Below are 20,501 nucleotides of genomic sequence, written 5' to 3'. Positions count from 1 at the left end.
TAGCCGCTGCCGCGCAGCGGAGAAAAGGAGGATCTTATGAAACGGTTCCTATCGATACTCACGGCGCTGTGCCTGATGTGTTCTCTGGCACTCCCTGCCCTGGCGGCGGGGACGCCCAACTGGGACGGGCCTCTGGGAGAGGGGGCTGGTCCGCATCTCTGCAAGACGGGAAAGGACTATGTCCTGTACTATGATATGTCCGGCTCCGTATACCGCTCCGCCGACGGAGTGACGTGGACCGAGCTGAACCGGCAGTGGACGGAGGAGAGCGCGCCTTACAGTACAGGCCTGAATGGTCTGGCAAAAAAGGAATTTGAGATCCTCTGGACGGGAAGCGAGTATATGATGCGGGAGAGTCTGCTGGACGATCCCCGTACCACTACCCACCAGCAATACGGCGACAGTCCCCGCAACAACATGGTCACCTTCCTGGACGAGGAGTTCCGGATCGTGGGCGTCCGGGCCTTTGATGCTCCGGTGACCGCCATCGGCTATGAAAACGGGGTCTACTCCGCCGTGGTGAACGGGGAGAAGGTCACTTTTTCCCGGGCCGACTGGGACCTTGGCCAGGGCCTGGGGGACAATTATGCCGTGGGGGACCACGGGGTGCTGCGAAAGGTGGAGGTGGACGACCCCAACGGCGGCAGTATTATCACCCGCTTTGACTACTCCATGGACGGGTATTCCTGGGTGACGGTGGAGAACACCCCCTGGACCACCTCCCCGGAGATGGTGCGCATCCTCCCCTCCAGCGGGAAGGACTTCTTTGTGTGCAACACCTACTCCGGTGAGATCTACACCTCCTCGGACGGCTTTACCTGGACCACCCACACCCCCGTCACCGGCACCTGGCACAGCATTGAGGGGGTAGCTTCTCCCATGCGTGCCGATTACATCTTCCGCTGGGCCGGGAGCGGCTATCTGGTCTGCCAGAATGTGTTTGGCACTGGCGGTATGTACGGTGCTGGGGGCGATACCCGGGGGCCCCGGAACAATGTGCTGACCTTTGTGGATGAGAGCTGGAATGAGGTCTGGTCCCACGACTTCGGAGCCCGGGTGCTGGACGCCGGTTTCCAGAACGACACCTGGTACGCTCTGGTTCAGGACGGGGACAGCACGGCGGTTTGGTCCTCTTCGGACAAGGAGCACTGGGAGCGCACCGACCGGACGGCCCTTCCGGCTGTGACGGAGGCGGACGGACTCCAGTTTGCGGTCCGGGAGAACAGGCTCCTGGCCAGCGACGACGGGGCATATTGGGTGGACCTGGGCGAGTACACGGTACCCGAGGGCACCACCTTTACCGTGCGCCCGATTTTCCAGCAGAATGTGCGGGGAGATGGGGGCATGCTGAACTATGTTTTCCCGGTGGGCGCCGTGCTGGAGAATGTGGAGTCAGACGGAAGCGCCCGATATGGCCGCGTGGTGGATACCGCGGAGGTCCAGGGGCTGCTGCGGGAGCGCTTTGGGATTTCCTACGAGCGCTACTATGTGACGCTGGACGGGGAGAAGCTCTCCTTTGATACGGCCCCCATTGCCCGAAACGACCGCATCCTGGTGCCTCTGCGCGGGATCGCTGAGGCCCTGGACTTCACCGTCACCTGGGATCAGGCTTCCAACCGGGTCCTGTGTGAACGGGGAGAGACCCGGATCGCACTGGAGATCGACTCTCCCAACGCCTGGGTAAATGACGAGGAGAGAGTCCAGGATGTGGCCCCCCTGGCCTACCAGAACCGGACTTATGTCCCCCTGCGTTTCCTCTCTGAGGCATTCGGACTGGATGTGCAGTGGAACGCAGAGGAAAGGACCGCGATCCTGACCACAGCCGATGCATAAGAAAACGCGCCCCGGCGGTTTTTCCGCCGGGGCGCAGTTTGTTCAGTGGGGGTCCCGCAGGAGCAGAATATCCTGGGGCTGAGCGTGCAGAAAGAGCGTGTCGGGATTTCCGAGGGCGGCCCAGGCCTCTTTCTCCAGCTCCAGACGGAGGCGGGAAAAACCGGTCGCGCCCCCCGGCGTCGCCAGCATGACCACCATGGTGAACACGTTGTCGATGACCCGGAGCACCCGGCAGGGGATCGCGTTTTCCTCCGCTTGGGGAGCGGGGCGGAACAGATGAGCCCGCACTCCGATGTGGGAGAGGTCCGCCGGGATGGGACCGGTGCATTCCAGGGTCACGCCCCAGTCCAGTGCCTCGACCGAGGTATCACCGGCCCGCCGTGCCCGGGAGACATTTTTGCACCCAGAGAGCAGACAGGAGGAGAGGGTGGCCGGTGCGCGGAAGAGAGTCTCCACCGGCTCCATGGGCTGCGAGCGGCCCCCCTCCAGCACACAGACATGGGAGCAGAAGTGGTAAACCTCGTCCCGGTTATGGGTCACAAAGAGGGTGGGGCCTTCAAACTGGTCCAGGACCTCCATGAGCTCCAGCTCCACCTGCCATTTGAGATAGCTGTCCAGGGCGGAGAAGGGCTCGTCCAGCAGGAGAGCCTTGGGTTGGCTGGCCAGAATGCGGGCCAGGGCCACCCGCTGCTGCTGTCCGCCGGAGAGCTGAGCGGGGCGCCGCCGCTCCAGGCCGGTGAGGAAGAAGCGGGCGAGCAGTTCTTCCAGCCGCTGCCGCCGGACGGACTTGGAGAGCTTCCGGTCCATGCCGGAGAGAATGTTCTGCTCCACGGTCATGGTGGGGAAGAGGGCATAGTTCTGGAAGAGATACCCCACGCCCCGCTGCTGGGGCGGCAGGTCGATATGCTTTTCGTGGTCGAAGAGGGTGCGTCCGTCCAGCACGATGCGGCCCCGGTCGGGGGTGACGATGCCGGCGATGCATTTGAGGGTCATGGATTTGCCGCAGCCCGAGGCGCCCAGGAGGCCCAGAGTGCCGCCCTCCGTCTCAAAGGAGACCTTGAGAGAGAAGGAGCCAAAGTCCTTTTCCAGATCCACCAGAAGGGACATCAGACCACCTCCTCAAAGGGAACGGCCATCTGCTTCCGGGCGGTACGGTCTTTGCGCTCCAGGAGATTGACGGTGAGCAGAACAGCCGCCGAAATGGCGATGTTGACCAGCACCCAGCGGTAGGCCGCCGCGTCGTCCCCGGTCCGCCAGAGCTGGTAGACCGTGGTGGAGATGGTGGCTGTGCGTCCGGGCGTATAGCCGGCGATCATGGAGGTGGCGCCGTATTCCCCCAGGGCCCGGGCGAAGGAGAGCACCGCCCCGGCGATGATCCCCTGCTTGCAGGCAGGAAGGCGCACCCGCCAGAAAATCCAGGTATTGGAGCGGCCCAGGGTCTGGGCAGCATAGGCCAGATTGGGATCAAAGGACTCGAAGGCCCCCCGGGCAGTGCGGTACATCAGGGGAAAGGCCACCACGGCCGAGGCGAAGACGGCGGAATACCACACCATGGTCAGCTTAATGTCGAAGGTGTTGAGAAACCAGAGACCCACCACCCGCTTGGGGCCCAGGATACGCAGCAGGAAATAGCCCACCACGGTGGGGGGGAGGACCAGCGGGAGGGTGAGCACCACATCCAGCACGCCCTTGACCAGCCGGGGGAGCTTGGCCACATAGTAGGCGGCAAAGAGCCCCAGAAAAAAGATGAGGACCGTGGAGATGGCGGCGATCCGCAGAGAATTATAGAGTGGGTACCAGTCCAAGGGACGGCCCCCTTTCCATTGAGAATACAGAGCAGGCGGCCGGGCGGGAGAGAGTTCCCGCCCGGCCGCAAACATGGTTTGGATTTACGGGAGCACCGTGAAGCCAACGCCCTCCAGGATGGAGACGGCCTCCGGATCGGTGTGCAGATAGTTGAGGAACTCCACGGCGGCGTCATGCCCGGCCTCGGTGCCGCTCTTCATGACGGCGGCGGGGTAGATGACCTGACCGCACAGGTCCTCCGTGGCCTGATCCACCACGGTGAGCTCATAGGTATAGGCGTCAGTGGCGTAGATGATGCCGCAGTCCACGGCGCCTTCCTTGACCTGGTTGGCCACCTCGGAGACGTTGGTGCCGTAAGTCACCTTGCCCGCGCTGTCCAGCTGGGCGATGTCGATACCCAGGGTATCCAGGATCTCCAGGGAGTAGGAGCCGACGGGCACATCCTCATTTCCGATGCACAGCAGAGAGAGCTTATCGCTGGCCAGATCGGAGAAGGACTGAATGTCCTTGGGGTTGTCGTCGGGGACCGCCAGGACCACCTTGTTTTCCACCAGATCAAACCGGGTGTCCGAGTAGACAAAATCCAGACCGTCGGTATTGGTGCCGGTGGTGTCGGCGCTGTCCAGCTGGTTCATCTGCTTCTGGGCGGCCGAGATAAAGATGTCACAGGGGGCCCCCTCCTCGATCTGGGTCTTGAGGGTGCCGGAGGAGTCAAAGGTAAAGACCAGCTCCACATTGGGAGCGACCTCTTGATAGCGCTCAGCGATCTCGGTCAGCGTGGCCTCCATAGAGGCGGCGGCAAAGACGGTCAGCTCCACTGGCTCCGCTGCCGGTGCGGAGGAGGGGGCCGGCGTGCCGGCAACCGGGGTGGGAGAGGCCGCGGTCCCGCCGCCGGAGCAGGCGGTCAGAGAGGCAGTCATAGCCAGAGCCAGGGTCAGGGAAAGTGCTTTTTTCATGGGAATCAAACTCCTTTACAAAGATGGTAGGCGGACCCGTTTCCAGATCAGCCCATTGGTCCCAGCCCATAGCGTGCGCCGTAGGTGCGGGGACTCGAAGTTGACCCGTCGCGGAGACGGTGGTTCAGCGGGCGCAGTTGCCCGTAGTACCCTTGAGGATAGACAGCCCGTGGGAGAGCGGGGGGAGGATGTACTCCAGACACTCGGTCACCGCCTTGGGGCTGCCGGGCAGGTTGATGATGAGCGCGCCCTTCCGGATGCCGGCGGCGGCGCGGGAGAGCATGGCGCGGGGGGTGATCTGGAGGGAGAGGGCGCGCATGGCCTCGGGGATACCGGGCACATCCCGCTCGGTCACATCCCGGGTGGCCTCGGGGGTCCAGTCCCGGGGGGAGAAACCGGTGCCGCCGGTGGTGAGGATCAAATCAGCCACATCTTCGTCGGCGATGCGGGCGAGCTCGGCGGCGATCTGTGCCCGCTCATCGGGGAGAAGCGCGGTGTGAACCACGGGGTAGCCGGCCTTCTTCACCAACTCCTGGATCACCGGACCGCTCAGGTCGGCCCGGGTACCGGCGGCGCCCGAGTCGCTCACCGTGATGACGGCCACCCGGAAGGGGAGCTCCAGACGGAAATCGTCCCCGGGGCGGATGTCGCCGCCGTGGAGTACCCGGGTAAACACACCCTGCTTGGGCATGATGCACTCGCCCATTTTCTGGAAAATAGCGCAGCCGTGGTGGCACTCCTTACCGATCTGGGTGAGCTGGAGGACCACATCGTTGCAGTAGAATTTCGTGCCGATGGGAAGGGTGGCAAAGTCGATGCCCTCCACAATGATGTTCTCGCCGAAGGCACCGTTTTCCACCTCGGCGCCCCGGGCGCGGAAGGCCTCGATCTTGTCGTGGGAGAGCAGGGAGACCTGGCGGTGCCACTTGCCCGCGTGGGCGTCTCCCTCGATGCCCCACTCCTCCTTCAGGTGGATCACATCCACCGCCTGCTTCTGGGTTCCCTTCTGTTCGCTGGTACAGACAGCAATTACCTTGCTCATAAAATACACCTCGTAATCAAAAATATAGAAATACGGAGAAAGAGGCGGTCAGCCTCCGATCTGGTGCATGTTGTGCCGCTCGTCCTCCCGGCGGCCGGTCGCGTCGAGAAAATGGTGCTGGGCGGGCTTGTGGAGAATGGCCGAGCGGATAGCCTCCAGCAGCACTTCGTCCCCGGAGCCATCCCGGAGGAGGGTGCGCAGATCCCGCCCGGTCTCATACTGAAGGCAGGTCTTGAGAAATCCGGTGGCGGTGAGGCGCACTCGGTTGCACCCGTCACAGAACTGATGGGTCATGGCGCTGATGAAGCCGATCTTTCCACAGAAGCCGGGAATGGTGAAGTAGTGTCCGGGACCGGCTCCCAGAGACTCGTCACAGGGGGTCATGGGGCCGAAGGCAGCCTCCAGCATGGCGCGGACCTCCTCCTCCGTCCGGCGGGGGAGGGAGCCGCCCAGACCGATGGGCATGAGCTCAATATACCGCACCGCCAGATCGTGCTCCCGGGCCAGATCGGCCAGGGGGACCAGCTGCGCATCGTTCTCCCCCATGGGGACACAGTTGAGCTTGACCCGCAGGCCGGGGGCATCCAGAGCGGCATAGAGGCCGGAGAGAGCCTGGTCCAAAGCGTCCCGCCGGGTGATCGCGGCATACTGGGCCCGGTCCAGGGTGTCCAGACTCAGGTTGACGGCGGTGAGTCCCGCCTCCAGCAGGGCGGGAAGCTGCTCCTGGAGGAGCAGGCCGTTGGTGGTCAGGGCAATGCTCTCGATCCCGTCGATGGCGTGGATGCCCCGGACCAGCTCGGGCAGGTCCCGCCGGGCCAGAGGTTCGCCGCCGGTGAGGCGGACCTTGCGGATACCGACCTGTGCAAAGAGGGAGCACAGCCGGATAATCTCCTCATAGGAGAGCATTTCCTCATGGTCCATCCACTCCACCCCCTCGGGGGGCATGCAGTAGACGCAGCGCAGGTTGCACCGGTCGGTCACTGAGATCCGCAGATAGTCGATGCTGCGGCCGAATCCGTCGATCATAGCCGCCCCTCGCCTTTCAGGTAGTCCAGCACCACTTGGGCGGCGGCCTGTCCATCAAAGGGAATGGAGGGGACGCCCTCCACCGTGAGGTCCTGATCGGTGACCAGCGCCAGAAGGGTGGCGGGATCACAGACGCTCTGGGTGGAGTTGCCCGCGCGCACCAGCTCCAGCTTGGGCCAGGTGGAGTGCTTGAAGCCCTCCAGCAGGACCAGGTCGGCGTCCGGGAAGCGGGCGATGAGCTCCCGTTCCTCCACGGCGTCCCGGCGGACTACCTTGTATTTCTCGCCGTCAAAGATGGCGGTGCCCCAGGCCCCGGCCTTCATGTGGATACCGGTGTCGGTCCCCTCGGGATCGGCCTGGAAGGAGTGGCCGTCGTGCTTGACCGTGGCCACCTTGAGACCGGCGGCCGTCAGATGGGGGAGCATGGCGGCAATCAGCGTGGTTTTGCCGGAGTTCTTGACGCCGCTGACCGCCACCACAGCGGGGGAGTGGTGGCCGTGATTGGTAAAGGTGCCCGACTTGCCCCCCTCCTTGTAGACCAGGTGGATGTCCGAGATCTCCATGGTCTTGTCAATGGCTTTACACATGTCGTAGATGGTGAGCAGGGCGACGGATACGCCGGTGAGGGCCTCCATCTCCACGCCGGTCTTGGCGTCCAGCTTGGCGGTACACTCGGCCAGAACGGCACACTCCTCGTGCAGAATGGTAAATTCCACTGTGCAGTGGGAGAGGGCCAGTGGATGGCACAGGGGGATGAGCTCCGAGGTGCGCTTGGTGGCCAGAATACCGGCCACCTGGGCCACGCCCAGCACATCGCCCTTGGCGGCAGTATGGCCGGTGATGGCGTCCAGCACCGCCCGGGAGACCTTGATCTTACCCTGGGCCACGGCCAGACGGCGGGTGGGAGATTTGGCCGAGACATCCACCATAACGGCGTTGCCCTCGGCGTCAAAATGATTGAATTTGGGTTCCATAGAGACCTCCAGATCAAAACAGATGGGGAAGCGCGGAGTGGCTCAGAGCAGGAGGACCGTGACGGTCTGTCCCTCCTGCACCGGGGGAGAGCCGGCGGGGAGATCCACCAGGCAGTTGCATCCCACCAGGGAGGCGAGCATGCCTGAGTCATTTTTTCCGGTCAGGGAGACGCGGCCCTCCTGATAGAAACCCCGGAGAAAGCGCCGTCCGGGGCTGGCCTTGGGGAAGGAGCCCTCCACCACGGCCGTCCGGGAACGCAGGGAGAAGCGGGATTCCCCGGTGAGGGCGGCCAGAAGGGGCCTGGCCAGCAGTTCAAAGGTGGCCGCAGCGGCGAAGGGGTTGCCCGAGAGGGAGAGGATGGGCTGTCCCTGCCACAGGGAGTACATGGCGGGGGTGCCCGGCTTGAGGTTGACCTTCCAGAAGACTCGCTCCGCCCCCAGGAGGGGGAGAGCCTCGTGGAAGATATCCTTGTCACCGGCGGAGACGCCGCCGGTGGTGATGAGCAGATCACACTCGCCCAGGAGCTGCGCCATGGTGTCGGCCACCTCCCGGGGATCGTCGCCGATGAGTAGACCCTCTACGTCCGTGACGCCCAGTTCCCGAAGCCGGGCAGTCAGCAGCTCCTGATTGGAGCCGTAGATCTTCCCGGCGGGGAGGGGATGGAGATCGGGAGAGACCACCTCATCTCCGGTGGAGAGGACCCGCACCACCGGCCGGCGGCGGACCGGCACGGAGGAGAGGCCGGCGCTGGCCAGCACGCCCACTGCGGCGGCGTCCACCACGGTCCCGGCGGGGAGGAGCACCTCGCCCGTCCGGTAGTCCTCCCCCCGGTCGCAGTAGTTGTCGTGGGGGGAGAGGGCGGCATAGATCTGGACCTGTTCCAGACCGTTGTCGGTCCGCTCGTGCTGGAGGACACAGTCACATCCCCGGGGCAGCATAGCTCCGGTCATGATACGGATGGCCTCCCCGGGGCCAAGGGCACGGGAGGGGACGCCGCCGGCATAGACGGTCTCCACCACCCGGAGGGAGACCGGATGTTCAGGGGAGGCCCCTGTGAGATCGGCGGAGCGCAGGGCATAGCCGTCCAGAGGGGAGCGGTCAAAGGGCGGCTGATCCAGAGGTGCGGTCACATCTTCGGCCAGGGTCCGGCCCAGCGCCTCCTGCCGGGAGACCTGCTCCACACCCAGGGGGCGCACGCTTTCAGCCATCAGCGCGCGCGCCTCTTCCAGCTCGATGCGGGTACGCATAGTTTATTCCTCCTTACCGAAGGGGCAGATGGGGTAGTGGCAGTGCTCACAGCCCAGGCACAGTCCGCCGTGGCCCAGCCGGGCCAGGTCAGCACGGGTGACCGGGACATTGCACAGTACCCGGGGGAGGATGAGATCGAAGATGGTGGCCTTGGCATACATGACGCAGCCGGGCAGACCCATGACGGGGGTTCCGTCGGCAAAGAAGCCCAGCAGGAACATGGCGCCGGGGAGTACGGGAGCGCCATAGGCGGTCACCTGAACGCCGGCGGCCTTGATGGCGCCGGGGGTCTGGTCGTCGGGGTCCACGCTCATGCCGCCGGTGCAGAGGATGAGATCGGCCCCGGAGGCGTGGGCCGCCTGGATGGCGGAGACGATCTGCTCCCGGTCATCGGGGACCTTGACGTGGGAGATCACATCCACCCCGAACTTGGCCAACTTGTCCAGCAGCACGGGGGTAAACTTGTCCTCGATGCGGCCCAGGAAGACCTCGGTGCCGGTGGTGACCACCGCGGCGGTCTTGCGGACGAAGGGGAGAAGCTCCAGCAGAGGGGTATCTCCGGCGGCCTCCTCGGCGGCGCGCACCTTGTCCTCGGACACGATAAGGGGGATGACCCGCATACCGGCCAGTTTGTCGCCGGGATGGACCACCGAGTTGGTGTGGCGGGTGGCAATCATGATCTCGTCCAGGGAGTTGACGGCCAGCAGCCGCTCCACATCCACCCGGAACAGGCCGTGGATGGCGGCCTTGAGCTCGATCTTGCCCTCCTTGACCTCGGTGGCGGTCATGTTGTCATTCTGGGAGATGGCCCGCAGACGCTCGGCGGCCTCGTTCTCGTGGAGCATGCCTTCGGTCTTTTCCCAGACATAGAGGTGATCCTTTCCCATGGAGAGCAGGACGGGGATATCCTCCTCCGTCACGATATGGCCCTTGCGGAACCGGGCATCCTTGGTGACGCCGGGGATAATCTGGGTGAGGTCGTGGCAGAGCACATGGCCCACCGCGTGCTTTGTTTCAATGAGCTTCATTTGGACGGTTCCTCCTTAAAATAAAAGGGAAAATGAAACAGGGAGCGCCGGCCTGAAAACAGGCGGCGCTCCCGGATAGGACAAAAGAGCGGGAGAAATTCTCCCGGCGGGAAGCAGCCCCTTTTCAAGTGTGGAAGGCCGGGCGGTTTCCCGCCTGACCCGCGGCGCGATCTCATAGCGCCCGGAGGGGGCACCTTAGAGATCTTTGCTCGGAGCGCAGATATATCATTTTTATGGAGCAGGACCGAATGGAAGGGCCCTGCGTCACTTTATTATACTATATAGTGTAGTCACTTGCAAGAAAAGAAATGGTCCACTGCGTGGACGTGTGCCGGAGGGAATGGTATACTGGAGAACAAAACGAGACCTACTGGAAAGGAAGATGGGACATGGAACCTTTGCTGCGGGGACGCTTTGCGCCCAGTCCCAGCGGACGGATGCACCTTGGAAATGTGTTTACAGCGCTGCTGGCCTGGCTGTCGGTGCGCGCGGCGGGCGGCACGCTGGTCCTGCGGATGGAGGATCTGGACCCCGACCGCTGCCGGGAGGAGTATGCCCAGGTCCTGGCGGAGGATCTGCGCTGGCTGGGCCTGGACTGGGACGAGGGGTATCAAATGGGGGGACCCCACGGTCCCTACCGGCAGAGTGAGCGGACGGAGCTCTATGCCGCCCGGTTCCGGCAGCTGGAGCAGATGGGATTGGTCTATCCCTGCTTCTGCACCCGGGCCGAGCGTCTGGCCGCCTCTGCGCCCCACCGGGGGGATGGGCAGATCCTTTACAGCGGACGCTGCCGCTCCCTTTCTCCCCAGGAGCGGGAGGAGCTGAGCCGCACCCGGCGCAGTGCCTGGCGCCTCGCGGTGCCGGATGAACGAGTGTCCTTTATAGACGGACATTTGGGGTACTATGAGGAGGACCTGTGCCGGGCGTGCGGTGACTTCATCATCCGCCGTTCAGACGGGGTCTATGCCTACCAGCTGGCAGTGGTGACCGACGACGGAGCTATGGAGATCAACCAGGTGGTGCGGGGGCAGGACCTGCTGGATTCCACCCCGCGGCAGATCCTGCTCTATCGTCTCCTGGGCCTGCCCCAGCCGGTCTTTTACCATGTTCCCCTGCTGCTGGCAGAGGATGGGCGGAGGCTCTCCAAGCGGGATATGGACCTGGACATGGGGGCCCTGCGGGCGCGCTATTCACCGGAGCAGCTGGTGGGAAAACTGGCCTTTTTGGCGGGTCTCTCCCCCACTGGGGAGCCGGTCCGTCCGGCAGAACTGGCGGCGGATTTTTCCTGGTCCAAGGTGCCGGAACGGGACGTTATCGTGCAAACGTCGATGTTTGGAGAATAAACCAAATAGTATAAAAAGTGCGCCGGAATTAAATAATCGTGTATTTTAAATAATTTTTATATGAGATACGGGCTTGTATTTGAAAACTCGATATGTTATAATATGACCATCGAAAAAACAAATATAGTCTGGATGATGACTGCGGGAGAGTTTCTGTTCCGACAGGAGTGGAACACCGAAGGTATAAGCGGCCCCATTTTGCCGAGTGGGACGCCAATTTCTCAGGTCCCGAGAACCGCAGGCGGACAGAACTCTGAAAAGACCATGATTCTCGTAACATGGCACCGAAGGGGCAACCCCGACTCACCGGGCGGGGGAAACTCTCAGGTTTTCAACAGGGCGCAGGGCATTACATGATACGTATACCCTGCCCCTGTTTTTTTGCAAAGGAGAGACTGTCTTGCTTTTGGTGACAAACAACGAGAAGGTCCGGGAAAAGTTCGGATCTCTGTGCACCCTCCAGTACGTGGAGGGCGGACATGTGGACGTACTGATCCACGTGCGGGATCTGGTCCATCAGGGCCACAAGCTGCTGACCCATCCGCTGGCCGGCAGTGTAAAGCCCAATGAGACCCCCTTCCGCTCAGTTGCGCTGGACGACGCGTCCGGGGCACTGGATCTGGAGTCACTGGAATTGATCGAGGCAGCGCTCAACGTGTGCCGGCAGTTTCCGCCCCGGTTCCACCGGGGAGAGGATGCCCCGGCCGACATGCGGGAAGACTTTGCAGAGATCGATTTTCGGCTGATAGACGGGGCCATCGCCCCACAACTACAATAAGGAGAGTGAGACTTATGCGGCTGGAATTAGGCGAAATTCACATCAGCGACATTAAGCTCGGCGACTGCTCCAAGGTGGAGAACGGCACCCTCTACGTCAACGTGGAGGAGCTGCGCGCTCTGCTGCTGGAGGACGAGGACCTGGCCTCGGTCGACTTCGAGGTGGTTCATCCCGGCGAGTCCGTGCGTATCATCCCTGTCAAGGACGTCATCGAGCCCCGTGTGAAGGTGGAGGGCTCCGGCGGTGTCTTCCCCGGCATGATCTCCAAGGTCACCACCGTGGGCAGCGGCAAGACCCATGTTCTCAAGGGCTGCGCCGTGGTCACCACCGGTAAGGTGGTTGGCTTCCAGGAGGGTATCATCGACATGACCGGCCCCGGCGCCGAGTATACCCCCTTCTCCAAGCTCAACAACCTGGTTATGATCTGCGAGCCCAAGGAGGGCATCAAGCAGCACCAGCACGAGCACGCCATCCGTATGGCCGGCCTGAAGGCCGCTGCCTACCTGGGCGCTCTGGGCAAGGATGTCACCCCCGACGAGACCAAGGTCTATGAGACCAGCGGCGTCATGAGCGGCAAGGAGAAGTATCCTGACCTGCCCCGCGTCGGCTATGTGCTGATGCTCCAGAGCCAGGGCCTGCTGCACGACACCTATGTGTACGGCGTTGACATGAAGAAGTCCATGCCCACCATCCTGAATCCCACCGAGACCATGGACGGCGCCATCCTGAGCGGCAACTGCGTGTCCGCCTGTGATAAGAACACCACTTATCATCACCTGAATAACCCCGTCATCCATGACCTGCTGGAGCAGCATGGCAAGACCCTGAACTTCGTGGGTGTCATCATCACCAACGAGAACGTCTACCTGGCCGACAAGGAGCGCTCCTCCGACTGGTCCACCAAGCTGGCTCAGTTCCTGGAGCTGGACGGCGCTCTGGTCTCCCAGGAGGGCTTCGGTAACCCCGATACCGACCTGATCATGAACTGCAAGAAGCTGGAGGCTGCCGGCATCAAGACCGTCATCATCACCGACGAGTACGCTGGCCGCGACGGCGCTTCCCAGTCCCTGGCTGACGCCGATCCCGCTGCTGACGCCGTGGTCACCGGCGGCAACGCCAACATGGTCATCCACCTGCCCAAGATGGACAAGGTCATCGGCCATCCCGAGGCTGCCAACATCATCGCCGGCGGTTTCGACGGCGCTCTGGAAGCTGACGGTTCCATCACCGCCGAGCTGCAGGTCATCACCGGCGCGACCAATGAGATGGGCTTCAACAAGCTCAGCGCCAGATAAGGAGGGGAACTGCTATGAGTCTGAGAGTTGTTCATTATATCAACCAGTTCTTCGCCCAGATCGGCGGCGAGGAGAAGGCTGATTACGCCCCCGAGTACCGTGAGGGTGCTGTGGGCCCCGGCCTGGCTCTGAACGCTGCGTTCAAGGGCGAGGCTGAAGTGGTGGGCACCGTGATCTGCGGCGACTCCTACTTCAACGAGAATCTGGACGCCGCCAAGGCGACCGTCCTGAAGATGATCTCCGACGCCAAGCCCGACGTCGTGGTCTGCGGTCCCGCGTTCAACGCCGGCCGTTACGGCGTGGCCTGTGGTACCGTCGCTGCTGCCGTGAAGGACGAGCTGAACCTGCCCGTCGTGACCGGTATGTACGAGGAGAACCCCGGCGCCGACATGTTCAAGAACAAGGTCTATATCATCGCCACCAAGAACAGCGCTGCCGGCATGCGCGACGCTGCTCCCAAGATGGCTTCTCTGGCCATCAAGCTGGCTAAGGGCGAGAAGATCGGCGCCTCCGCCGAGGAGGGCTACATGCCCAACGGCCTGCGCGTGAACTTCTTCGAGGCTGAGCGCGGCTCCACCCGTGCCGTGAAGATGCTCCTCAACAAGCTGGCCGGCAAGCCCTACACCACCGAGTTCCCCATGCCCTCCTTCGACCGTGTCGCTCCCGGCGCTGCCATCACCGATCTGGCTCACACCACGATCGCTCTGGTGACCTCCGGCGGCATCGTGCCCAAGGGCAACCCCGATCACATCGAGTCCTCCTCTGCCTCCAAGTTCGGCCGCTATGACATCAGCTCCTTCGAGGATCTGACCGCTGCCGACCACGAGACCGCTCACGGCGGCTATGACCCGGTCTACGCCAACGAGGATGCTGACCGCGTCCTGCCCGTCGACGTGCTGCGCAAGATGGAGAAGGAAGGCAAGATCGGCGGCATCTATCCCTACTTCTTCACCACCGTCGGCAACGGCACCGCCGTCGCCAGCGCCAAGAAGTACGGCGAGGCCATCGGTAAAGAGCTCCGGGATGCCGGCATTAAGGCCGCCATCCTGACCTCTACGTGAGGCACCTGCACTCGTTGCGGTGCAACGATGGTTAAAGAGATCGAGCGCGCCGGTGTCACTGTGGTTCACATGTGCACCGTTACCCCCATTTCCATGACCGTGGGCGCCAACCGTATCGTGCCCACCATCGCCATTCCCCACCCCCTGGGCAACCCGGCTCTCACCCACGAGGAGGAGTTCGAGCTGCGCTACAAGCTGGTGGAGAAGGCCCTGAAGGCCTTTGAGACCCCTGTGGACGACCAGACCATCTTCGACTGATCGAACTAGGATATCCCCCGCAGTCCATTGGACTGCGGGGGATGTTTTGTTATCCGGGGAAGATTTACAGTTTGGTGATTCTTTTTTCTATGAGAGATGGTATTCTTTTTTCAGACTAGGTTCAGCTTCATGGAGTACAATGGCAAAAAACAGAAGGAGTGGAAACGCGGTGCGTATTTTGATTGTGGAGGATGAGAGACGTCTGGCCGAGACCCTGGGTCAGATCATGCAGGAACAGCATTACCAGACCGATCTGGTGGACGATGGTGCGGATGGGCTGGACTATGCCCTTTCCGGACAGTATGATCTGGTGATCCTGGATGTGATGCTGCCCCGGCTGGATGGGTTTGAGGTGGCCCGGCGGCTCCGCGCAGCCCACATCTCCACCCCCATTCTGATGCTGACTGCCCGGGATGAGACCAGCAACAAGATCACCGGTCTGGACTGTGGAGCGGACGACTACATGACCAAGCCCTTCGACGCCGGAGAGCTGCTGGCCCGGGTGCGGGCCCTGACGCGCCGGCAGGGTGAGGTCCTCTCGGAGTGTCTGACCGTGTCGGATCTCTCCCTGAACCTCTCGACCCGCTGCCTCTCCTGTGCGGGGAAGTCGGTGCGCCTGGGTTTTAAGGAATTCGATGTGCTCAAGCTCCTCATGTCGGCGCCCAAGGCCGTGGTACCCAAGGAGGATATCATCTCCAAGGTGTGGGGAATGGAATCGGATGCGGAGGATAACAACGTAGAGGTCTACATCTCCTTTTTGCGTAAAAAGCTGAATTTTTTGAACTCCAGAGTGGGGATCGGAACGGTGCGCAAGGTAGGCTATCACCTGGATATCCCTCTGAGTTGACGGAGGCACCGTCATGCTGAAGAAGCTGAGGCGAAAGTTTATCCTCATCAATATGATGCTGGTGAGTCTGGTTTTGCTGATCGTATTCGGCGCCCTGCTGGGCTCCACATCACAGCGTCTGCGTGGACAGAGTGTCTCCGCCATGCGCCTGGCCCTGAAATGGGCAGAAGGCATGGCACCTCCGCAGATTGAAATTGATCTGCCGGAAGGGGAGGAGCCGGGAGCGGGACGAGGAAACCCGGATGCCCGTCAGCTGGCGATGGTACCGGTATTTGGGGTAGTATTGGATGAGAACGGAAATATCGACTCCTATGCCCCCGGAGGAAATGTACAGGTATCCCAGGAAGCGCTGGAGCAGGCGGTCGAGGAAGTGCAGAAGCAGGGTGTGCCCGAGGGGACCATTACCAAACCCAGCCATCTGCGCTATCTGGTGGAGTGGGACCGGGACGGAAAGCTCCGCATTGCCTTTGCCGATATGCGCTGGGAGCGGGAAAACCTGATGGACCTGGTCGTCACCTCTCTGCTGGTGGGAGCGGGGGCCCTGGTGTGCTTTTTTATTGTGAGTCTCTTCTTGTCCTCGCTGGCCCTGCGCCCGGTGGAACAGGCATGGGAGCAGCAGCGGCAGTTTGTGGCCGACGCCTCCCATGAGCTCAAGACGCCACTCACGGTCATTCTGGCCAATGCGGGCATTGTGCTCTCCCACCCGGAAGACTCGGTGGCGCAGCAGAAGAAGTGGCTCACCTTCATCCAGGAAGAGGCGGGACGTATGAAGGAACTGGTGGAGGACCTGCTTTTCCTGGCCAAGAACGATGCTGCCAGACTGCCGCTGGTCTATGCTCAGCTCTCCATGAGCGATCTCACGCTGGGATGCCTGCTCCCCTTTGAGTCGGTAGCCTTCGAGGCGGGGGTAGAGCTGGACAGTGAGATCCAGCCCGGGATCTTTCTCCAGGGGGATGAGGGACAGCTCCGCCGTCTGGTGATGATTCTGCTGGACAACGCGGTAAAATACGCCGGAGAGCACGGTGCGGTACGTCTGACCCTGACCCGGCAGCAGGAACGGGTACGTCTGATGGTCCACAATACCGGGGAGCCCATTCCGCCGGAGCATCTGCCCCACCTGTTTGAGCGCTTTTACCGGGCGGACAGTGCCCGCAGCCGGGATCAGGGCGGATACGGACTGGGACTGGCCATTGCCCGTACCATTGTGGAGGTCCACGGCGGAAAACTGACGGGGACCAGTACACGGGAACAGGGAACCTGTTTTACGGCCAGTCTTCCCCAGCGCCCCAGGGGAAGCGCATGGGGCCAGACTTCCAAAGACATCCAAATAGTGTATTTTCAGACCGGTATAGAGCGGAAAAGGCTCTGTACCGGTCTTCTTTTCGGAACAGAGGGCAGTGTCAGAGGATTTTCACATATCCTTAAAGGCTTTTTAAGATTTCGGTTGTCTTTTTCTAAAGACTTGCCTGCTATACTTTAGGCCATAAAGGAGGGAGCGCCATGAAGATCCTCATACTCACCGGAAAATTTGGACTGGGACACTGGTCCGCCTCACAGTCGCTGCGGCAGCAGATCAGCCGGGATTTTCCCAGAGCGGAGACAGAGGTGCTGGACTTTTTTGCCTATGCCATGCCGAACAGCTCCGAGGCCCTTTACAAGGCGTTTGACCTGTTGGTGACCTATGGATACGGGCTGTTCAATGCCTATTACCGTATGGCGGACCGACTGCCCTCCGACACCCATTTTCCGCTGGACCGGCCTATGCTGGACAAGCTGGAAGAGCTGCTGTGGGAAAAGCGGCCCGATGCGGTGATCGCGACCCATCCCATCTGTGCCGGTCTGGTCTCCCGCTATAAAGAGGAGAGCGGTGACCGCCTACCGCTGGTCACCTGTGTGACCGATCTGTCCACCCATAATGAGTGGCTCCACAGCCGGACCGACGGCTATCTGGTCGGGAGCCGGGAGATCAAGGAGCGGCTGATGGAGAAAGGGGTGGAGGCCGGGCGCATCCACGTGACGGGGATCCCGGTCAAAGAGGAATTCCGCACCATCAGCCACCGCCGGGGCGGCGGAGAGCGGCGTCTGCTCATCATGGGCGGCGGATTGGGCCTGCTGCCCAAGAAGGACTCCTTCTATGACGCCCTGGATGAACTGCCCGGTGTGCGCACCACCATTCTCACCGGCCACAATCAGCGGCTCTACCAGCGGCTTTCCGGGCGGTATGAACACATTGAGGTGGTGGGCTTTACCGACCGGGTGTGGGAGTATATGGAACAGGCCGACCTGATGCTCACCAAGCCCGGCGGCATCACGGTCTTTGAGAGCATCTTTGCCGAGCTGCCCCTGCTGCTGTGGGAGCCCTTTCTCCAGCAGGAGAAGAACAACGCCCGCTTCCTGCTGCGCTCCGGCCTGGCTAGGGCGGCGGCCAAGGAGCCGGAGGAGTGCCTGGCGGCCATCCAGGGACTGCTCTATGACGACCGAGCCCTTGGGGAGATGTCGGCGCGCATGCGGGCGCGCAAGCGGGAATTGCAGGCTGCGGGACTCGCCCGCATTCTGGAGGCCATGACGCGGGAGACGGAAGTGTGTGCCTGATTCCCGGAACGGTAGAACAAAGGAAGTGAAGGGTATGTCCAATAAGAGAAACCTGGCCGGCGTCCTGTTGCTGGCAGTCCTGATGGGGGTGACCGGCTTTGTGCTGCTGCGGGATCAGCCGCTGGGCAGCTTGCTGGAGATCCTGCACCGGGTGGATGGACGCTATGTACTGCTGGGACTGGGTCTGATGCTGGTCTTTGTGGGATGTGAGGCCATGTGTACCCGCCTGATTCTGGGACGGCTGGGGCACCGGACGCCCTACCGCCGCTGCCTGTGCTATTCCTTTGTGGGATTCTATGTGAGTTCCATCACGCCGTCGGCCACGGGAGGGCAGCCGGCGCAGATCTACTATATGTCCCGGGACGGAGTCCCCGCCGCCCACGGAGCGCTCAATATGATGCTCATTGCCATCTGTTATCAGATCACGGTACTGCTCTATGCCCTGTGTGCCTGGCTCTTTCTGCCGGCGCTGCGCCAGGGGATGGGGGGCGGCCTGGGCCTGCTGCTCCTGTACGGCGCGGCGGTGATGGGGGCGCTGACGGCCGGAATGCTCTCCTTTTTGTGTTTTCCCCATCTGGCCGGGCGGCTTGCAGGGGGTGTCCTGGATCTTCTGAACCGGGTCCACATCATCCGGGACCGAGCGGGCGCGGGCGAGAAACTGGCGCGGCAGATGGAGGAATATGCGGCCGGAGCCGGGATTCTGCGGCGCAACCCGGCCCTTCTGCCCATGCTTCTGGGGCTCAATGCCTTACAGCTCACGGCGGTCTTTTCGGTGCCCTATGTGGTGTACCGGGCGTTCGGACTGAGCGGGACGGGGCCGGCGCTCTTTCTGGGAACCCAGGCGCTGGTGACGCTGGCAGTTTCCTCCCTCCCTCTGCCCGGCGCAGTGGGGCCGGCGGAAGGGGGATTTGTGGCGGCCTTTGCTCCGATCTTTGGGGCGGGACTGGTGACCCCTGCCATGCTGGTGAGCCGGGGAATCAGCTTCTATGCCTTTCTGATCATCAGCGGCGCGGTGGCCCTGGCCTTTCATCTGATGGGGCGAAAGGCAGGGACCGAACGCAGCCTTTTGCATTCCGATAGGAAGTATGGTACAATGAGCACAACCTGACCGGAAGAGAGGTTGTGCAGTATGCATTATCTGGGTATCGACTTGGGCGGAATCAATATCGCCGCTGCGGTGGTGAGCGAAGCGGGTGAAATTCTGGGACGCGGGAATATCCCCACACCCCGGGGCGCGGAAGCGGTGGCGGATACGATGGCAGCCGCGGCCAGACTGGCGGCTGAGCAGGCCGGCGTGTCCTGGGAGGAACTGGCCGCTGTGGGAATCGGCTCTCCGGGCACCATTGATCCCCAGCGGGGGGTCGTCCAGTATTGGAGCAACCTGGACTTTGAAAATGTGCCTCTGGTGGACCTGCTGCGCCGGCACTTCCCGGAGCGGCTTCCCATCTACATGGAGAATGACGCCAACGCAGCCGCCCTGGGCGAGTATGCTGTAGGCGCCGGACGGGGAAGCACGTCCATGGTGGCCATTACGCTGGGCACCGGTATTGGCGGCGGCGCGGTATTCAACGGCAAGCTCTATACCGGCTTCAACTATGCCGGGATGGAAGTGGGGCATTTTGTACTGGAGCATGGCGGGCGGCTGTGTACCTGCGGCCGCAGGGGCTGCTTTGAGACCTACTGCTCGGCCACGGCCCTGATCCGGCGCACCCGGGAGAGCATGGAGCAAAATCCCGACTCCCTACTGTGGAAGCTGGCGGAAGGGGACCTGTCCAAGGTCAACGGGCGCATTCCCTTTGAAGCGGCAGGTATGGGAGATGCCACGGCAGGCCAGGTGGTGGATGAATACATCGAATACCTGGGCTGCGGCGTGGCCAGCCTGGTGAACATCTTCCAACCCGAGATCTTCTGCATCGGCGGCGGGATTTCCAACCAGGGCGAGACGCTGATGGCGCCCGTCCGCTATATTCTCAACCGGGAGGACTACGCCCGGAACAACGCCCACCGCACCCGCCTGATGCGGGCCCAGTTGGGAAATGATGCCGGGATCATCGGCGCGGCCCTTCTGCCCAAATTCCGATAAAAATAGGATACGCCGCCTCTGCATGGAAGGATGCAGAGGCGGCGTTTTTCTATGCCACGGGCTGAAAATCGTCCTCACAGGGGGGTGGCTCCTCCTCCGGCTTGGCTTCCAGGGGAAAGAGCGCCAGAGAGAGCCCAAAGAGGACCGCAGATACCACGGCAATGGCCTGAATCCGATTTTTTTCCAGCCAGGGGCGGTATTCCTCCCACAGTGGGAGTTTCAGGGCAGAACACAGGGGTTTTGCGCTGGAGTAGAGGATCAGGGCCGCGATCACACACACGGCCAGGCGTGTCAGGGTCTCCTGTTTGCTTCCGGAGAGCTCCATGCTCC

18 protein-coding genes, 2 pseudogenes and 3 riboswitches are annotated in these 20,501 nt (G+C 62.3%); of the genes and pseudogenes, 10 read left to right on the top strand and 10 right to left on the bottom strand.

The features are described from left to right. Positions 1 to 36: 36 nt before the first annotated feature. Positions 37 to 1,833 (top strand): copper amine oxidase N-terminal domain-containing protein, encoded by a 1,797-nt coding sequence (locus INF37_RS08900; RefSeq protein WP_193537784.1) that lies wholly within the window; start codon positions 37 to 39, stop codon positions 1,831 to 1,833. Between the two features lie 42 nt (positions 1,834 to 1,875). Here INF37_RS08900 and INF37_RS08895 read toward each other — a convergent pair whose 3' ends face one another. The 9 genes and pseudogenes from INF37_RS08895 to INF37_RS08860 all read right to left on the bottom strand — a co-directional run bounded on the left by INF37_RS08895 (position 1,876) and on the right by INF37_RS08860 (position 9,914). Then, entirely contained in the window at positions 1,876 to 2,940 is a 1,065-nt protein-coding gene (locus INF37_RS08895; RefSeq protein ID WP_193537782.1) for a sulfate/molybdate ABC transporter ATP-binding protein, read from the bottom strand. Further along, the gene (gene modB, locus INF37_RS08890) at positions 2,940 to 3,638 is read right to left on the bottom strand and encodes a molybdate ABC transporter permease subunit (protein ID WP_193537781.1); all 699 of its coding nucleotides are present in this window, start codon (positions 3,636 to 3,638) and stop codon (positions 2,940 to 2,942) included. The genes INF37_RS08895 and modB overlap by 1 nt, the downstream gene beginning before the upstream one ends. Positions 3,639 to 3,722: 84 nt before the next feature. Beyond that, a complete protein-coding gene (gene modA, locus INF37_RS08885; RefSeq protein ID WP_193537780.1) occupies positions 3,723 to 4,595 on the bottom strand; it encodes a molybdate ABC transporter substrate-binding protein in 873 nt (290 codons plus the stop codon). Further along, positions 4,590 to 4,707: riboswitch (molybdenum cofactor riboswitch) on the bottom strand. (Overlaps the previous gene by 6 nt.) Positions 4,708 to 4,719: 12 nt before the next feature. After that, positions 4,720 to 5,637 carry an MOSC domain-containing protein gene (locus INF37_RS08880; RefSeq protein ID WP_101691373.1) on the bottom strand — a complete coding sequence of 306 codons (918 nt, stop codon included), beginning with the start codon at positions 5,635 to 5,637 and terminating at the stop codon, positions 4,720 to 4,722. Positions 5,638 to 5,685: 48 nt separating this feature from the next. Next, positions 5,686 to 6,663 (bottom strand): GTP 3',8-cyclase MoaA, encoded by a 978-nt coding sequence (gene moaA, locus INF37_RS08875; RefSeq protein ID WP_193537779.1) that lies wholly within the window; start codon positions 6,661 to 6,663, stop codon positions 5,686 to 5,688. Next, positions 6,660 to 7,130: pseudogene (gene mobB / locus INF37_RS15720) on the bottom strand (molybdopterin-guanine dinucleotide biosynthesis protein B); the annotation flags it as partial. The pseudogene mobB and the gene moaA, both read right to left, overlap by 4 nt. Before the next feature lie 33 nt (positions 7,131 to 7,163). After that, positions 7,164 to 7,637 (bottom strand): annotated as a pseudogene (gene moaC / locus INF37_RS15715) (cyclic pyranopterin monophosphate synthase MoaC); the annotation flags it as partial. Between the two features lie 42 nt (positions 7,638 to 7,679). Next, complete coding sequence (locus tag INF37_RS08865; RefSeq protein WP_193537777.1) at positions 7,680 to 8,885, bottom strand: molybdopterin molybdotransferase MoeA; 1,206 nt, start codon at positions 8,883 to 8,885, stop codon at positions 7,680 to 7,682. Positions 8,886 to 8,888: 3 nt separating this feature from the next. Further along, entirely contained in the window at positions 8,889 to 9,914 is a 1,026-nt protein-coding gene (locus INF37_RS08860) for a molybdopterin-binding protein (RefSeq protein WP_193537776.1), read from the bottom strand. Positions 9,915 to 10,015: 101 nt separating this feature from the next. After that, a riboswitch (molybdenum cofactor riboswitch) is annotated at positions 10,016 to 10,141 on the bottom strand. Between the two features lie 162 nt (positions 10,142 to 10,303). On the opposite strand from INF37_RS08860, the gene gluQRS reads away from it, so the two are divergent. The 9 genes from gluQRS (at position 10,304) to INF37_RS08815 (ending at position 20,171) form a co-directional block, all read left to right on the top strand. Next, the gene (gene gluQRS, locus INF37_RS08855; RefSeq protein ID WP_193537775.1) at positions 10,304 to 11,257 is read left to right on the top strand and encodes a tRNA glutamyl-Q(34) synthetase GluQRS; all 954 of its coding nucleotides are present in this window, start codon (positions 10,304 to 10,306) and stop codon (positions 11,255 to 11,257) included. 132 nt (positions 11,258 to 11,389) lie between these two features. After that, positions 11,390 to 11,505: riboswitch (glycine riboswitch) on the top strand. 161 nt (positions 11,506 to 11,666) lie between these two features. Beyond that, the gene (locus INF37_RS08850) at positions 11,667 to 12,035 is read left to right on the top strand and encodes a GrdX family protein (RefSeq protein ID WP_328821063.1); all 369 of its coding nucleotides are present in this window, start codon (positions 11,667 to 11,669) and stop codon (positions 12,033 to 12,035) included. Positions 12,036 to 12,049: 14 nt separating this feature from the next. Then, positions 12,050 to 13,330 carry a glycine/sarcosine/betaine reductase component B subunit gene (locus INF37_RS08845; RefSeq protein WP_101691367.1) on the top strand — a complete coding sequence of 427 codons (1,281 nt, stop codon included), beginning with the start codon at positions 12,050 to 12,052 and terminating at the stop codon, positions 13,328 to 13,330. Between the two features lie 14 nt (positions 13,331 to 13,344). After that, positions 13,345 to 14,649: a glycine reductase complex selenoprotein B gene (gene grdB, locus INF37_RS08840; RefSeq protein ID WP_101691366.1), complete on the top strand. Its 1,305-nt coding sequence runs from the start codon at positions 13,345 to 13,347 to the stop codon at positions 14,647 to 14,649. Between the two features lie 169 nt (positions 14,650 to 14,818). Continuing rightward, positions 14,819 to 15,496: a response regulator transcription factor gene (locus tag INF37_RS08835; RefSeq protein ID WP_193537773.1), complete on the top strand. Its 678-nt coding sequence runs from the start codon at positions 14,819 to 14,821 to the stop codon at positions 15,494 to 15,496. Positions 15,497 to 15,509: 13 nt separating this feature from the next. After that, a complete protein-coding gene (locus tag INF37_RS08830) occupies positions 15,510 to 16,976 on the top strand; it encodes a sensor histidine kinase (protein WP_193537772.1) in 1,467 nt (488 codons plus the stop codon). Positions 16,977 to 16,996: 20 nt separating this feature from the next. After that, positions 16,997 to 18,088: an MGDG synthase family glycosyltransferase gene (locus INF37_RS08825; RefSeq protein ID WP_193537770.1), complete on the top strand. Its 1,092-nt coding sequence runs from the start codon at positions 16,997 to 16,999 to the stop codon at positions 18,086 to 18,088. Positions 18,089 to 18,122: 34 nt separating this feature from the next. Next, positions 18,123 to 19,196 (top strand): lysylphosphatidylglycerol synthase transmembrane domain-containing protein, encoded by a 1,074-nt coding sequence (locus tag INF37_RS08820; RefSeq protein WP_193537768.1) that lies wholly within the window; start codon positions 18,123 to 18,125, stop codon positions 19,194 to 19,196. Positions 19,197 to 19,217: 21 nt separating this feature from the next. Further along, positions 19,218 to 20,171, top strand: coding sequence for an ROK family protein (locus INF37_RS08815; protein ID WP_101691362.1), 954 nt, complete (start codon positions 19,218 to 19,220; stop codon positions 20,169 to 20,171). A 49-nt stretch (positions 20,172 to 20,220) separates the two neighbouring features. Here the strand turns inward: INF37_RS08815 and INF37_RS08810 are convergent, their stop codons facing one another. Continuing rightward, a complete protein-coding gene (locus tag INF37_RS08810; protein ID WP_101691361.1) occupies positions 20,221 to 20,496 on the bottom strand; it encodes a hypothetical protein in 276 nt (91 codons plus the stop codon). Positions 20,497 to 20,501: the final 5 nt, after the last annotated feature.

It is taken from the genome of Pseudoflavonifractor gallinarum, from assembly GCF_014982855.1.
Taxonomy (GTDB): domain Bacteria; phylum Bacillota; class Clostridia; order Oscillospirales; family Oscillospiraceae; genus Pseudoflavonifractor_A; species Pseudoflavonifractor_A gallinarum.
This window is presented reverse-complemented; position numbering and strand designations above follow the sequence as displayed.

Coding starts and splice junctions, on each gene's coding strand:
- INF37_RS08900 (WP_193537784.1), top strand. CDS start 37: ATGAAACGGTTCCTATCGATACTCACGGCGCTGTGCCTGATGTGTTCT.
- INF37_RS08815 (WP_101691362.1), top strand. CDS start 19,218: ATGCATTATCTGGGTATCGACTTGGGCGGAATCAATATCGCCGCTGCG.
- INF37_RS08895 (WP_193537782.1), bottom strand. CDS start 2,940: ATGTCCCTTCTGGTGGATCTGGAAAAGGACTTTGGCTCCTTCTCTCTC.
- INF37_RS08880 (WP_101691373.1), bottom strand. CDS start 5,637: ATGAGCAAGGTAATTGCTGTCTGTACCAGCGAACAGAAGGGAACCCAG.
- gluQRS (WP_193537775.1), top strand. CDS start 10,304: ATGGAACCTTTGCTGCGGGGACGCTTTGCGCCCAGTCCCAGCGGACGG.
- INF37_RS08810 (WP_101691361.1), bottom strand. CDS start 20,496: ATGGAGCTCTCCGGAAGCAAACAGGAGACCCTGACACGCCTGGCCGTG.
- modA (WP_193537780.1), bottom strand. CDS start 4,595: ATGAAAAAAGCACTTTCCCTGACCCTGGCTCTGGCTATGACTGCCTCT.
- INF37_RS08830 (WP_193537772.1), top strand. CDS start 15,510: ATGCTGAAGAAGCTGAGGCGAAAGTTTATCCTCATCAATATGATGCTG.
- moaA (WP_193537779.1), bottom strand. CDS start 6,663: ATGATCGACGGATTCGGCCGCAGCATCGACTATCTGCGGATCTCAGTG.
- INF37_RS08860 (WP_193537776.1), bottom strand. CDS start 9,914: ATGAAGCTCATTGAAACAAAGCACGCGGTGGGCCATGTGCTCTGCCAC.
- INF37_RS08845 (WP_101691367.1), top strand. CDS start 12,050: ATGCGGCTGGAATTAGGCGAAATTCACATCAGCGACATTAAGCTCGGC.
- INF37_RS08820 (WP_193537768.1), top strand. CDS start 18,123: ATGTCCAATAAGAGAAACCTGGCCGGCGTCCTGTTGCTGGCAGTCCTG.
- INF37_RS08825 (WP_193537770.1), top strand. CDS start 16,997: ATGAAGATCCTCATACTCACCGGAAAATTTGGACTGGGACACTGGTCC.
- INF37_RS08865 (WP_193537777.1), bottom strand. CDS start 8,885: ATGCGTACCCGCATCGAGCTGGAAGAGGCGCGCGCGCTGATGGCTGAA.